This is a genomic window from Polynucleobacter sp. AP-RePozz3-80-G7, from assembly GCF_018882145.1.
Taxonomy (GTDB): Bacteria; Pseudomonadota; Gammaproteobacteria; order Burkholderiales; family Burkholderiaceae; genus Polynucleobacter.
Genome location: NZ_JACVPC010000001.1, coordinates 615,169 through 626,820 on the forward strand (window position 1 = coordinate 615,169; position 11,652 = coordinate 626,820).

At 47.5% G+C, this 11,652-nt stretch carries 12 protein-coding genes; 5 read left to right on the top strand and 7 right to left on the bottom strand.

Going from position 1 to position 11,652, the window contains the following annotated elements; genetic code table 11:
* Positions 1–34: 34 nt before the first annotated feature.
* The 5 genes from ICE90_RS03420 to ICE90_RS03440 form a co-directional block, all read right to left on the bottom strand.
* Entirely contained in the window at positions 35–328 is a 294-nt protein-coding gene (locus ICE90_RS03420) for a hypothetical protein (protein WP_072583151.1), read from the bottom strand.
* Positions 329–340: 12 nt separating this feature from the next.
* A complete protein-coding gene (gene glp / locus ICE90_RS03425) occupies positions 341–1,657 on the bottom strand; it encodes a gephyrin-like molybdotransferase Glp (RefSeq protein WP_215321578.1) in 1,317 nt (438 codons plus the stop codon).
* Entirely contained in the window at positions 1,654–2,259 is a 606-nt protein-coding gene (gene mobA, locus ICE90_RS03430; protein WP_215321579.1) for a molybdenum cofactor guanylyltransferase MobA, read from the bottom strand. Before mobA ends, glp begins: the two co-directional genes overlap by 4 nt.
* On the bottom strand, positions 2,259–3,374 hold the full coding sequence (gene moaA / locus ICE90_RS03435) for a GTP 3',8-cyclase MoaA (RefSeq protein ID WP_215321580.1): 1,116 nt from the start codon (positions 3,372–3,374) through the stop codon (positions 2,259–2,261). The genes mobA and moaA overlap by 1 nt, the downstream gene beginning before the upstream one ends.
* Positions 3,375–3,468: 94 nt before the next feature.
* Entirely contained in the window at positions 3,469–6,093 is a 2,625-nt protein-coding gene (locus ICE90_RS03440) for an Rne/Rng family ribonuclease (RefSeq protein WP_216190922.1), read from the bottom strand.
* Positions 6,094–6,556: 463 nt separating this feature from the next.
* On the opposite strand from ICE90_RS03440, the gene ICE90_RS03445 reads away from it, so the two are divergent.
* From ICE90_RS03445 to sppA, 3 genes are read left to right on the top strand one after another with little or no spacing between them, the layout of a single operon-like run.
* Positions 6,557–7,573 (top strand): RluA family pseudouridine synthase, encoded by a 1,017-nt coding sequence (locus tag ICE90_RS03445; RefSeq protein WP_216190924.1) that lies wholly within the window; start codon positions 6,557–6,559, stop codon positions 7,571–7,573.
* Between the two features lie 8 nt (positions 7,574–7,581).
* Positions 7,582–8,262: an HAD-IA family hydrolase gene (locus ICE90_RS03450; protein WP_216190933.1), complete on the top strand. Its 681-nt coding sequence runs from the start codon at positions 7,582–7,584 to the stop codon at positions 8,260–8,262.
* A gap of 12 nt (positions 8,263–8,274) precedes the next feature.
* Positions 8,275–9,222, top strand: a complete 948-nt coding sequence (gene sppA, locus ICE90_RS03455; protein WP_215321584.1) for a signal peptide peptidase SppA — start codon at positions 8,275–8,277, stop codon at positions 9,220–9,222.
* 35 nt (positions 9,223–9,257) lie between these two features.
* Here the strand turns inward: sppA and ICE90_RS03460 are convergent, their stop codons facing one another.
* Positions 9,258–10,028, bottom strand: coding sequence for an SAM-dependent methyltransferase (locus tag ICE90_RS03460; protein ID WP_216190935.1), 771 nt, complete (start codon positions 10,026–10,028; stop codon positions 9,258–9,260).
* A 40-nt stretch (positions 10,029–10,068) separates the two neighbouring features.
* On the bottom strand, positions 10,069–10,677 hold the full coding sequence (locus tag ICE90_RS03465) for a Maf family nucleotide pyrophosphatase (protein ID WP_216190936.1): 609 nt from the start codon (positions 10,675–10,677) through the stop codon (positions 10,069–10,071).
* A 152-nt stretch (positions 10,678–10,829) separates the two neighbouring features.
* On the opposite strand from ICE90_RS03465, the gene ICE90_RS03470 reads away from it, so the two are divergent.
* Together ICE90_RS03470 and rpmF are read left to right on the top strand one after the other, a co-directional pair.
* Positions 10,830–11,294, top strand: coding sequence for a DUF177 domain-containing protein (locus tag ICE90_RS03470; protein WP_255533282.1), 465 nt, complete (start codon positions 10,830–10,832; stop codon positions 11,292–11,294).
* 105 nt (positions 11,295–11,399) lie between these two features.
* Positions 11,400–11,579, top strand: a complete 180-nt coding sequence (gene rpmF / locus ICE90_RS03475) for a 50S ribosomal protein L32 (protein WP_011902241.1) — start codon at positions 11,400–11,402, stop codon at positions 11,577–11,579.
* Positions 11,580–11,652: the final 73 nt, after the last annotated feature.

An 11,652-nucleotide genomic window follows, 5' to 3' on the forward strand; every position in this document is an offset into this window, starting at 1 on the left:
TTATTTATTGGAGATAACTCCGAATATCCAATGTTTACTCAGCATCAATTTCTTCTGGCAATTCGCGTAACGCTAATTCAATACCGCCGAATTTTCCAGCAACCCAGTTATAGACTTTGCAGGCGATCCACAACAATCCAAACCCGAGCAGGGCATTGAGAATGAGTGCGGATAACACAGTAAATCCTGGGATAGCACCGTCACGAATGAAGGCTACAAACAAAGCCAACAATACGATTGGTACAGAGAAGCAGAGGTAAACCAAAACTAAGGTTTTGGCGGTATGCATTGGGTCTAGAAAGACGAGTTCTTTTTTGCTAAGTTTCATGATGACGCAATCTTAAAGCAGTCCATCAAAAAGCGCTATATCTACCCAGTCTCCAGCGGCAACATTTCCTTGCTCATGACCTAGGATCACAAAGCAGTTGGCCTCACTCATCGAGCGCAAAATTCCAGCACCTTGGCTGTCAGTTAGCCTTACTGCTGGTTTGCCATCGACTCCACGTCCTAGAATAGCGCGTTGAAATTCTGTACGACCTGGTTTTTTTCGAATGGGAACTTCGGCAATGGCCTGGGTAAGAGGTGGCTCAGTCTGATTGGCACCATTGAGCTGTAGAAGTGCTGCTCGGACAAATTGATAGAAGGTCACCATGACTGCTACGGGATTACCGGGTAGGCCAAAGAAGAGTGTTTTGCGAGCAGGAGATTTTTCAGCGACTGGTTTGAGAACTCCAAACGCCATAGGGCGTCCTGGGCGCATGGCGATTTTCCAGAAACCGACATCGCCTAACTCTTGCATGATCTGTTTTGTGAAATCTGCTTCACCAACCGAAACGCCCCCAGAAGAAATCAATACATCTGCTTTGCTAGCGGCATCGATGAAGGCTTGCTTCAAAAGGGTGGGATCATCGCGCACAATGCCGCAGTCAATGATCTCTAAATTCAGGCGATTAAGTAAACCAGTAAGGCTGTAGCGATTGCTGTCATATATGCTGCCTGCATCCAATGCTTGGCCTAGCGCACGCAATTCATCACCGGAAGACAGAATAGCTACTTTGAGTTTGCGCTTTACAGGTAAGGAGGCAATGCCAAGTGATGCGGCTAGACCTAGATCAGAAGGGCGCAGTAAGCGGCCGGCAGCAATTGCGGGTTTGTCCTTTTGAAGGTCCTCGCCACGTAGGCGTCTGTTCTCGCCAGGCTTTAATTGATCTTGCTTGAATTCAATTACATTCTCATCTTTGTCACTTGTGAATTCTTGTGGAATGACGGTATCGCAGCCAGTGGGCATTAGTGCGCCCGTCATGATCTTGAGGCATTCCCCAGGACCAATGCTGCCCTCAAAGGGTTTGCCGGCAAGCGCTGTACCAATCACTCTTAAGGTGATGGCCGTGCTGTTGGTGTCGAGACATTTGCCATCAAATGCAAAACCATCCATGGCCGAATTGTCTGCAGCCGGAACATCGATGGGTGAAAGTAAATCGGCTGCCAATATCCGATTAATCGCTTGATCCAATGCAATATTTTCAATATCTGCAGGATCATTAATCGTCTTAGCTTCTTCAATGAGATCTTCTACCAACGCGGCAATTGCCTTGCGTGCGTCATCCACATGTAGTGACGAGGTCAAGAGAATAGGTTGGTTTGGGGAATGACTCATGCTGATACTTCTTCTAGTGACTTTAGCTCATCAGGGGTATTTATATTGGCAAATACCTGTGGATCTTTAAAAACCACAGTGCTATTTCTCAACCCTTTAAACCAGCGATCAATTTTGAGATCCCCTTTTTGGAGAAATTGATTCAATGAATCTTGCAAGTTACTACGCATAAGACAAAAAACAGGCTGTGCCCATACTTTACCATCCGCTTCTTTGGTAGAGGCGTACACCAATTCAAAATCCCCTCGCTCCATCTCGGTAATTAATAACTCTGCGAGATTATTGGGTAGCAAGGGTGAGTCGCAAGGTGAAGTTAGGAGATAAGCCGTCTTGCAGGACTTCAAGCCTACAGAGAAGCCTGCTAACGGCCCTGAAAAATCTGGCGTTTCATCCATGATCACTGGATACCCATAGCTCGCATACTTTGTGATGTTGCGGTTGGCATTAATCACAATGGTTTGTACCTGGGGCTTGAGTTTTACGATAGCTGACTCGATGAGTGGTTTACCGTGAAAAGGGATTAAGCCTTTATCAATGCCACCCATGCGTTGTGCTCTCCCGCCAGCAAGTATGAGTCCAGTAATGTCTTCAGTAGAAATCATTAACCACCAATGTAAGACATTTCAACCTTGCGGTTACCAGATAACAGATTCGCGGTATGCGAACCTCGAATTTCTGAATAGTGATCGTTGCGAGTTGACCAGGTATTCATTACTGCATTAGCGATTTCTAAATCACTCTTGCTGGAGCGTAATAGGGTTTTAAAATCAAAACCTTCATTGGCAAAAAGGCAGAGATACATTTGCCCATCAGTCGAGATGCGCGCTCTAGAGCATTCATGACAGAACGTTTGAGTAACACTGGAGATCACGCCAATCTCGCCAGAGCCATCGACATAGCGCCAACGCTGTGCAACTTCGCCGGTGTAGTTGGCTTCAACAGGCTCCAGAGGAAAGGCTTCATGAATCCTGGCAATGACTTCTTTGGATGGAAGTACCTGCTCCATATTCCAGCCATTAGAGCTACCCACATCCATAAATTCAATAAAACGCAGAATGACGCCACTACCTTTAAAGTGCTTAGCCATTGCAACAATCTCATGATCGTTGGTACCTTTTTTCACCACCATATTGACTTTGATGTTCTGGAAGCCTGCTTCTTGTGCTGCGGCAATTCCATCAAGTACATCGGCGACTGGGAAATCGACATCATTCATTTTCTTGAAGATCGCATCATCCAACCCATCAAGACTTACTGTCAATCTTTGGAGGCCGGCTGCTTTTAGAGCGGTAGCTTTCTTGCGCAAGATGCTGCCGTTAGTCGTTAAGGTTAGATCAAGCGGCTTACCTTCAGTCGTCTGAATTTTTGCCAACATCTCAATCAGCACTTCTAAATTCTTGCGTAGCAAAGGCTCGCCACCAGTCAGTCTAATTTTTTCAACGCCTAATGTGGCGAAGATAGAAGTGAGGCGAGTGATTTCTTCAAAACTCAGCAATTCTTTATGAGCTAAGTAAGGATAGTTTTGGTCAAACACTTCCTTAGGCATGCAATAGGTACAGCGGAAGTTGCAGCGATCAGTCACTGAGATACGGAGATCTCTTAGGGTGCGTCCCCGAGTGTCTTTCGTATGGCCGTGAGGAGTGACGAGTTCGGCACCAATGGGTGGCGTTAGGCCTTTGCCTTCGTCTATTCGAATGGGGATTACTTTTTCAACCATATACGCAATTATGGCTGTGAAACGGGGTTTCTGCCAAACCGCCAAATATCCTTTTGGGATAAATGGCGGTCTGGAGAAAAAGCTTCAATAAGCGTTAAACCGTTTTTTCTTGGCCGCCGGTTTCTACTAAAACCATTGGGCCATCATGAAGACTAACAGCCGGTTTAGGTGCTCTGCCCAAGTTATGAGCAACAGGCTCTGCCTGAATCTGACTTTGAGCATCAGCATGCTTTGAAGAGTCGGTAGCAACCCAAATCATGCCGGCTGATTGCACAACGCTGTGCAATGGAGTCTCTTCAAGCGCCTGGAAGGCAACCTTAGGAAGCTCTGGTACAGGCTTGGCAATTACTTCTAGCTTGGCAGCCGCAACAGCAACTGGCGCTGGAGTAGACGCAGGAGCAGAGTTTTGTGCAGGACGATTTGATTGACGTGGAGCGCGTGGTGCGCGCTCTTGCCTTTCTTGTTTCTCTGCTACAGGTTTTACGTTACCAAAGCTGTTCGTAATGTTCTGAATGGGCATGCTTGCAGATGCGCCAGCCATGCCTACTGGAGGGCCTGTAAATGGGTTTGCTGACACAGCAGTTGCTGGTGTATTAGCAACATCATTGCCACCTTCAGTACGCTCGCCACGCTGACCACGACCACGACCACGACGGTTGCGACCACGACCGCGTCGCTCTTCACCCTCAGCGCCTGGAGTAGTCTCGCTACCAGGAGCGGCTTCAGTTGCAGGTGTTACTGCTGCTGGATTAGCTTGATTGCGGTTCGCATCTTGACGTTCTGGCTTCGGACCATTTTGATTGCCCTGGTTGCGATTGCCGTTACGGTTGTTGCGGTTGCGATTATTGTTAGCGCCTTCTGCTGGAGCACCTTCAGCTACAGCTGCTGCTGGGCGCTCAGTACGCTCGCCACGACGGTTACGACCACGATTGCGATCGTTGCCATTACGGCCTTGATTGCGGCCACGTGGGTTGCTTGGAGCGGGCTTCTCTTCAACTGTTGGGGATGAAGAGAAAAGCTTCTTAATAAATCCAAAGAGACCGCCAGAACTTTCTGTCGCTACTTTTTCAGTACGTGCAGGACGTGGCTGACTAACTGGTGCAGGTTGTGTTGGAGTGATGCCTTTAACTGCTGCTTCTGGACGTACTTTTACATCCGCATCTTTTTTGCTAACTGTTGTGTCCGTCTCGAGTTCGCGAGCAGCTTCTTCCGCCATCACATAGCTAGCCTTTTGGTCGTCAAGACGTGGGTCGTCATGACGCAAGCGCTCTAGTTTGTAATGCGGAGTTTCTAAATGCTTATTAGGAACCATTAAGACGTTCACTTTGAAGCGAGTCTCGATCTTGATGACTTCAGCACGTTTTTCATTTAGGAGGAAGGCAGCCACTTCGACTGGTACCTGTGTATGAATCGCTGCTGTGTTTTCCTTCATCGCTTCTTCTTGAATAATTCGCAGAACTTGCAATGCAGAAGATTCAGTATCGCGAATGTGGCCAGTGCCATTGCAACGTGGGCAGGTGACATGGCTACCTTCAGACAGTGCAGGACGCAAACGCTGACGAGACATTTCCATCAAGCCAAACTTGGAGATTTTGCCCATCTGAACGCGAGCACGATCATGACGCAGAGCATCGCGTAAACGGTTCTCAACATCTTTTTGTGCTTTGCTCGATTCCATGTCAATGAAGTCGATCACGATCAAGCCACCCAAGTCACGCAAACGCGCTTGACGGGCGATTTCATCAGCAGCTTCTAAGTTGGTGCGAGTAGCAGTCTCTTCGATATCAGAGCCACGGGTTGCACGTGCTGAGTTGACATCTACTGAAACCAAGGCTTCAGTGTGGTCGATCACGATTGCGCCACCAGATGGCAATGGCACAGTGCGTGAGTAAGCAGTTTCGATTTGATGCTCAATCTGGAAACGAGAGAACAAAGGCACATCGTCTTGATAGCGCTTTACTCGTGGCAAATTGTCAGGCATCACTACAGACATAAATGCTGCAGCTTGTTCGTAGATGTCATCGGTATCGATGAGAATCTCACCAATATCAGGCTGGAAGTAATCACGAATCGCGCGAATCACTAAGCTAGATTCGAGGTAGATCAGCAATGGGGCGGAGTTGCCTTTGGCAGCTTCATCAATCGCTTTCCACAATTGCATGAGGTAACTTAAGTCCCACTGCAATTCAGTGGCGTCACGACCAATACCAGCGGTACGAGCAATGATGCTCATGCCATCTGCCACTTCTAATTGAGCCATCGCTTCGCGGAGTTCTTGACGGTCTTCACCTTCAATACGGCGGGAAACGCCACCCCCTCGTGGGTTATTCGGCATGAGAACCAAATAACGGCCTGCCAAGGAGACAAAGGATGTAAGGGCTGCACCTTTTTGGCCGCGCTCTTCTTTTTCTACTTGAACAATGATTTCTTGACCTTCGCGTAAGGCATCCTTAATGGAGGCATTACGAACGTCGATACCTTCTTTAAAGTAAGTACGGGCCACTTCCTTAAATGGCAAAAAGCCATGACGCTCTTCGCCGTAATTGACAAAGCAGGCCTCAAGGGAAGGTTCAATACGGGTAATGACACCTTTGTAGATGTTGCCTTTGCGTTGTTCACGGCCGGCAGCTTCGATATCGATATCAATGAGTTTTTGACCATCAACGATGGCAACTCGCAACTCTTCTTGTTGAGTTGCATTAAACAACATGCGTTTCATAACACTCTCCTATGGGGGAGGGCGTCGTTGCGCGCTGCGTTAGGGGACAAGTTAGATACCACTTGGGACTAAGCCCAAGGCGGTTTATGAGTGTGGATCATGCAAATCTAGACATTTTTTGCCTAGTTCACCAGCTTAACTGTTGGTTAATATGGTGCCACACCTGACGATCGCCGCAGAGACCTCCTTTAGGTCATCAATGCAGGCGCGCGCCTGAAAACTGTCTTCTAATCGCGGGTCGCGGCATACGGCACACCAACCCTGCGCCTCATTAAACGGGGGAGGGGCAACCCCGGGAGTCTTTTAAAGGGCGACTCCAAGCTCCACGATTCAAACCTGACTTCAGGTTGGTCTCGGGCCAATAAATTGGCTAGAGCGTTGATTATACGGCACAAGTTGCGTGACAATGGGGTATTGTTGAGCCCCTTGTCATCCCCTGGTGGGGTCACAAGAAAGATAAATCATGAAATCCGAACCCATTTCCAAGCCCTTAAAGGTTAAAACGCCCACTACTTCAGCGCCTGCTGCAGTGCATCTTCAGACCATTGGTCCCGAAGAGGCCGGCCAACGCCTGGACAACTATCTGTTACGTTGGGCCAAAGGGGTTCCCAAAAGCCACGTTTATCGAATTATTCGATCTGGTGAGGTCCGGGTGAATAAAAAGCGGGCTGAGCCAACTACCCGTCTGATTGAGGGGGACGTGGTCCGACTGCCCCCAGTTCGAATTGCTGAACCGGCCCAAATGGCTGCGGTCAATAGTGCTCAAACTAAATCTCGGGCGCACGGCTACTCAGACAAAATGCCCATCCTTTTTGAGGACGAAGCACTCTTAATAGTAAATAAGCCAACGGGTTTAGCTGTGCATGGTGGCTCAGGCATCGCACTTGGTGTCATTGAGACCCTGCGCATTACCCGCCCCGAACTCAAGTTTTTGGAATTAGTCCATCGCTTAGACCGTGACACATCAGGCGTTCTACTCTTGGCTAAAAAGCGAAGCGCTTTGGTGGAGCTGCATCGTCAAATACGTGAGGGCCAAACGGATAAGCGCTATTACTTGCTTGCACATGGTGAAATCGTACAAGGTGCCCAAACCATGCAACTCAAATATCCGCTGCATAAATATCTTCTGCCTAATGGCGAGCGCCGCGTTCGGGTAGATCCAGATGGATTACCAAGCCATACCTCTTTAAGAGTGACTAAAGTGCTTAAGCGCGAGGGTGCATCAATCACTCTCGCTGAGGCGCAACTGAAGACGGGACGCACTCATCAGATTCGGGTGCACTTGCAAAAATTGGGCCACGCAATTTTGGGTGATGATAAATATGGCTTTGAAGATTTGGATAAGGTAGTTAAATCCAAACGCTTATATCTACACGCTCATCTAGCTGGTTTTACTCATCCGCGTACTGGCGAAAAGATGCGGATTGAGTCGCCATTGCCCGCAGAATTTACCGCCATGATGAAAACCTTTGAGCAGTAAATATCAGAATGTCTCAAGCAAATAAATCGAATCGACCCTATGATCTGATTGTGTGGGATTGGGATGGGACCATCATGGATTCCACGCCAACCATCGTGCATTGTATTCAGCAAGCCTGTCGCGATTTGGGTTTTAAAGAGCCTGACGACACATTAGCGAGTTCAGTCATTGGTTTGGGAATTCAGGATTCATTGCGCAGAGCGGTTCCTTGGATAGAGCCGGCCCATTTTCCAAAGCTGACAGAGCGTTTTCGTTATCACTACTTGGCCAAAGATCATGAGCTCGATTTGTTTGTTGGCATACGAGAACTTTTAGAAGAACTGCATGCTAAACAGTATTTACTAGCTGTTGCCACTGGAAAGTCGCGCGTCGGACTAGATCGCTCGCTTGGGCATCATCAGATCGGCCATCTCTTTCATGAGACTCGTACGGCTGACGAATCTTTTTCTAAGCCACATCCAGGAATGTTGCTTGAGCTGTCGGATGTGACTCAAGTACCGACTCGTCGCATGCTCATGATTGGGGACACAACCCACGACCTTGATATGGCAGCGAATGCTGGGGTCGATGCGGTAGCTGTGACTTATGGCGCTCACCCACCCGATACTTTAAAAGCTTCACCATCATTAACGCATGTGGATGATGTCGCGCAACTCTCGCAATGGCTTAAAAATAACCTGCAACACTAAGGACGCAAAAAGATGGAAAACAACCCAAACCCGAATTGGGAACGTCAAGCTCTCGAACATCTCTTGTTGGAGAATTTAAAAGAGACTCGTAAAGCACGTCGTTGGAAAGCAGTACTGCGAGTACTTACCTTGCTAGTCATTGTTGGCGCATTGCTTTCGATATTTGACTTTCACCTTCCAGGCAAGGGCATGGGGGTAGAAAAGCACACTGCGTTGGTAACACTTGAAGGAGAAATTTCTTCCAGCTCGATGGCTAATGCGATGGATATCAATTCATCTTTACTAGCTGCATTCGAGAATGAACACAGTGCTGGGGTTGTGTTGCGCATTAATAGTCCTGGAGGTTCGCCAGTTCAAGCCGGCATGATCAATGATGAGATCCACCGCTTGCGCAAGCTCTATCCCAAAAAACCGTTTTATGTCGTTGTCGAGGATATCTGCGCATCTGGTGGTTACTACGTGGCAGTCGCTGCGGATCAAATCTTGGTTGATAAAGCCAGCTTGGTGGGATCCATTGGCGTGATCATGGAGGGCTTTGGTTTTACAGGCCTCATGGATAAGTTGGGCGTTACTCGTCGCATGATTACCTCGGGCTCTAATAAAGGCATGATGGATCCGTTTAGCAAAGAGAATCCAAAGCAAGTTGAAATGGTTAAGACCATGATTGATGAGATTCACCAGCAATTTATTACAGTGGTGAAAGAGGGCCGTGGCGATCGCTTAAAAGACGTACCAGATTTATTTTCTGGTCGTATTTGGAATGGCGAGCAAGCAGTCAAGATTGGTTTAGCTGATGGATATGGCACGGTAGATACCGTTGCCCGCGACATCTTTAAGGCGCCCGACATTCTGGACTACACCATGAAAGAGAATTTTGCTGAGCGTGTTGCTAAACGCTTTGGTGCTGAAGCTGGAACTGCTGCTGGCAAGGTGTTGGTAAAAACACCTGACCTTAAATAGAAATGAGACAAAAGTAAAACTAAAGCATTGAAGACTTAGGCCAGCAGTAGAAATACTGTTGGCCTATTTTGTAATGAAGCACAAGCAGCTTCATTCGGATACCGTTTACGCCAATCTGTAATTGAAAGAGTGGCAATCATTTCTGATGGCAGACTAAGGTCCACACCGAGGCATAGCAGACTTTGCGGCGCCAACGAATGGATACAAGCCATGAGCATGGCAGTATTGCGATAGGGTGTCTCAATCCAAATTTGAGTTTGTTGTAATTTACGAGACTCAACTTCGAGTTGCTTAAGTTTGGCAGTGCGCTCATGGGTGTCATGAGGCAAGTACCCTTGAAAAGCAAAGCGTTGGCCATTGAGTCCGCTTGCCATCAGACCTAACAAGATAGAGCTCGGTCCAACAAGTGGCTTCACTTGGGCGCCTAGCTTATGTGCCGCTAGCACTAACTCGGCACCAGGGTCTGCAACGCCAGGGACCCCTGCTTCAGACATCAAGCCCATATTATTTCCAGCAAGCAAAGGCTTGAGTAAATCAGCCGGTTTGACCACATCGCCATACTTGGCATTACGTGCAGCACCACGCCATTCACTCATTTGCATTTCTTGAATCGTGCATGCTAATGGAGAAACAGAATCAACCGCTTTTAATAATGCGCGTGCTGTCTTGGCATCTTCCACAATCCAGTGCCTTAGCGTGGCTGTTTGTGTAATCGTTTCAGATGGAAGTACCCAGGGTAATTGCTCAACGCGACCATCATCGCCCAAAGTATTGGGAACTAAATACAGGGTGCCGAGTTTGCTCATGAATTATTTTTTCTATTGATGCCAGTTATTAATTTTTGCTTTATGTTTTTGATGGAATTGCAAAGCCAGCATCACGTAACATGCTGGTTAATGCGATCAGTGGCAAGCCAATTAAAGCGGTTGGGTCATCACTTTTAATGGACTCTAACAGGCTAATGCCAAGACCTTCAGACTTGGCGCTGCCCGCACAATCATAAGGCTCTTCAGCTATTAGGTAAGCCTCTAGGGTGCTGTCTGGAAGTTTGCGAAAGGTGACTTCAGTAGGAACGCATAACGTGGTTTGGGTGTCACCCTTCATCAAACATAGCGCTGTTTGAAAAGTCACCGCTTGACCACGCATGAGTTGTAGTTGCGCTAAGGCTCTTTCAAAATTACCAGGCTTACCAATCGCTGCACCGCAAAGATCGGCAACTTGATCAGAGCCAATGACCCAAGCTTCAAGATACTCTTTAGCAACTGCAGCTGCTTTTGCTTGAGCAAGTCGGAGTGCTAAATCAAGAGTGCTCTCTCCAGAAAGTGGGGTTTCATCTACCTTTGGTGAGATGACTTCAAATGGGATGCGTAGGCGCTCTAAAAGTTCGCGGCGGTATACCGAAGTGGATGCCAAGATGAGTCTTGGATTTTGGGGTGTATTAGTGGGGGTGCTCATTTTGCTGTGCTTTCTATGGCGCCTTCATTTAGACTGATGTCATGAATCGTAATCAAGTTTTACCTCAAGTTGAGCTATCTGCAGAGCCAAGCGCTTTAAAGAGGGTGGATTTTTGTGCTCCACAGTCCTATAAAGGTGCTGGTTTTTTAAGCATGTCAGATATCCCAAGAGTGGCTCAGGAGGCTTCAACCGTCAATCTGGCCGATGGCTTCAATTGGTTAGCAGAGACCTATTTTGAAGATTCACCGGGTAGTGAGCCTCATCAAATCCTCGAATTAGCCCTAAAAGGGCGCCTGCATCTGGTCTGTCAGCGCTGTTTACAAGATTGCGCGGTGGAGTTGGATGAAAAACGTCGATTTATTCTAGTTTTGACAGATTCTGAGGCAGATGAATACCCTCTTGAGGATGAGGAGCAAGAGCCTCTGGTCGTAAATCAGCACTTCAACCTCCTGGAAACCATGGAGGATGAGGTTTTGCTGTCTTTACCTCTGATTCCAAAGCATCCAGATGGGTTTTGTGAACCTCATAAATCTACCTTTGGGGATGAGGCTGATGAGGAGCCGTCAAATGAGCGGGAAAACCCCTTTAACATATTGAAAAATATGAAGAAAAACTGAAATTAGGGGTCTGATTTCAGTTGTTGTTTAAAGTATCTTTTGTCAATAAATCAAGCGTTTAGGCGCATTTCCATGCTAGAATATTGCCTTGCTTAGGAGTTCAATATGGCCGTTCAACAAAACAAAAAATCACCTTCCAAACGTGGCATGCACCGTGCACACGACTTCTTGACCGCACCTGCTACGGCTGTTGAAGCCACAACTGGTGAGGCTCATTTGCGCCACCACATTTCACCTAACGGCTACTATCGTGGTCGTAAAGTTGTTAAAACTAAAAACGACTAATTTTTTAGTCTAAACAGATAGAAGCGGCTCCAGTAAAAGCCGCTTTTTTCTTGGATAAATCACTTGCAGCAAT

What these genes read in the sequence shown, in the direction of transcription:
- glp (WP_215321578.1), bottom strand. Translation starts at nt 1,657, where the DNA reads ATGAGTCATTCCCCAAACCAACCTATTCTCTTGACCTCGTCACTACAT.
- ICE90_RS03445 (WP_216190924.1), top strand. Translation starts at nt 6,557, where the DNA reads ATGAAATCCGAACCCATTTCCAAGCCCTTAAAGGTTAAAACGCCCACT.
- ICE90_RS03470 (WP_255533282.1), top strand. Translation starts at nt 10,830, where the DNA reads ATGTCAGATATCCCAAGAGTGGCTCAGGAGGCTTCAACCGTCAATCTG.
- ICE90_RS03420 (WP_072583151.1), bottom strand. Translation starts at nt 328, where the DNA reads ATGAAACTTAGCAAAAAAGAACTCGTCTTTCTAGACCCAATGCATACC.
- sppA (WP_215321584.1), top strand. Translation starts at nt 8,275, where the DNA reads ATGGAAAACAACCCAAACCCGAATTGGGAACGTCAAGCTCTCGAACAT.
- mobA (WP_215321579.1), bottom strand. Translation starts at nt 2,259, where the DNA reads ATGATTTCTACTGAAGACATTACTGGACTCATACTTGCTGGCGGGAGA.
- moaA (WP_215321580.1), bottom strand. Translation starts at nt 3,374, where the DNA reads ATGGTTGAAAAAGTAATCCCCATTCGAATAGACGAAGGCAAAGGCCTA.
- ICE90_RS03465 (WP_216190936.1), bottom strand. Translation starts at nt 10,677, where the DNA reads ATGAGCACCCCCACTAATACACCCCAAAATCCAAGACTCATCTTGGCA.
- rpmF (WP_011902241.1), top strand. Translation starts at nt 11,400, where the DNA reads ATGGCCGTTCAACAAAACAAAAAATCACCTTCCAAACGTGGCATGCAC.
- ICE90_RS03460 (WP_216190935.1), bottom strand. Translation starts at nt 10,028, where the DNA reads ATGAGCAAACTCGGCACCCTGTATTTAGTTCCCAATACTTTGGGCGAT.
- ICE90_RS03450 (WP_216190933.1), top strand. Translation starts at nt 7,582, where the DNA reads ATGTCTCAAGCAAATAAATCGAATCGACCCTATGATCTGATTGTGTGG.
- ICE90_RS03440 (WP_216190922.1), bottom strand. Translation starts at nt 6,093, where the DNA reads ATGAAACGCATGTTGTTTAATGCAACTCAACAAGAAGAGTTGCGAGTT.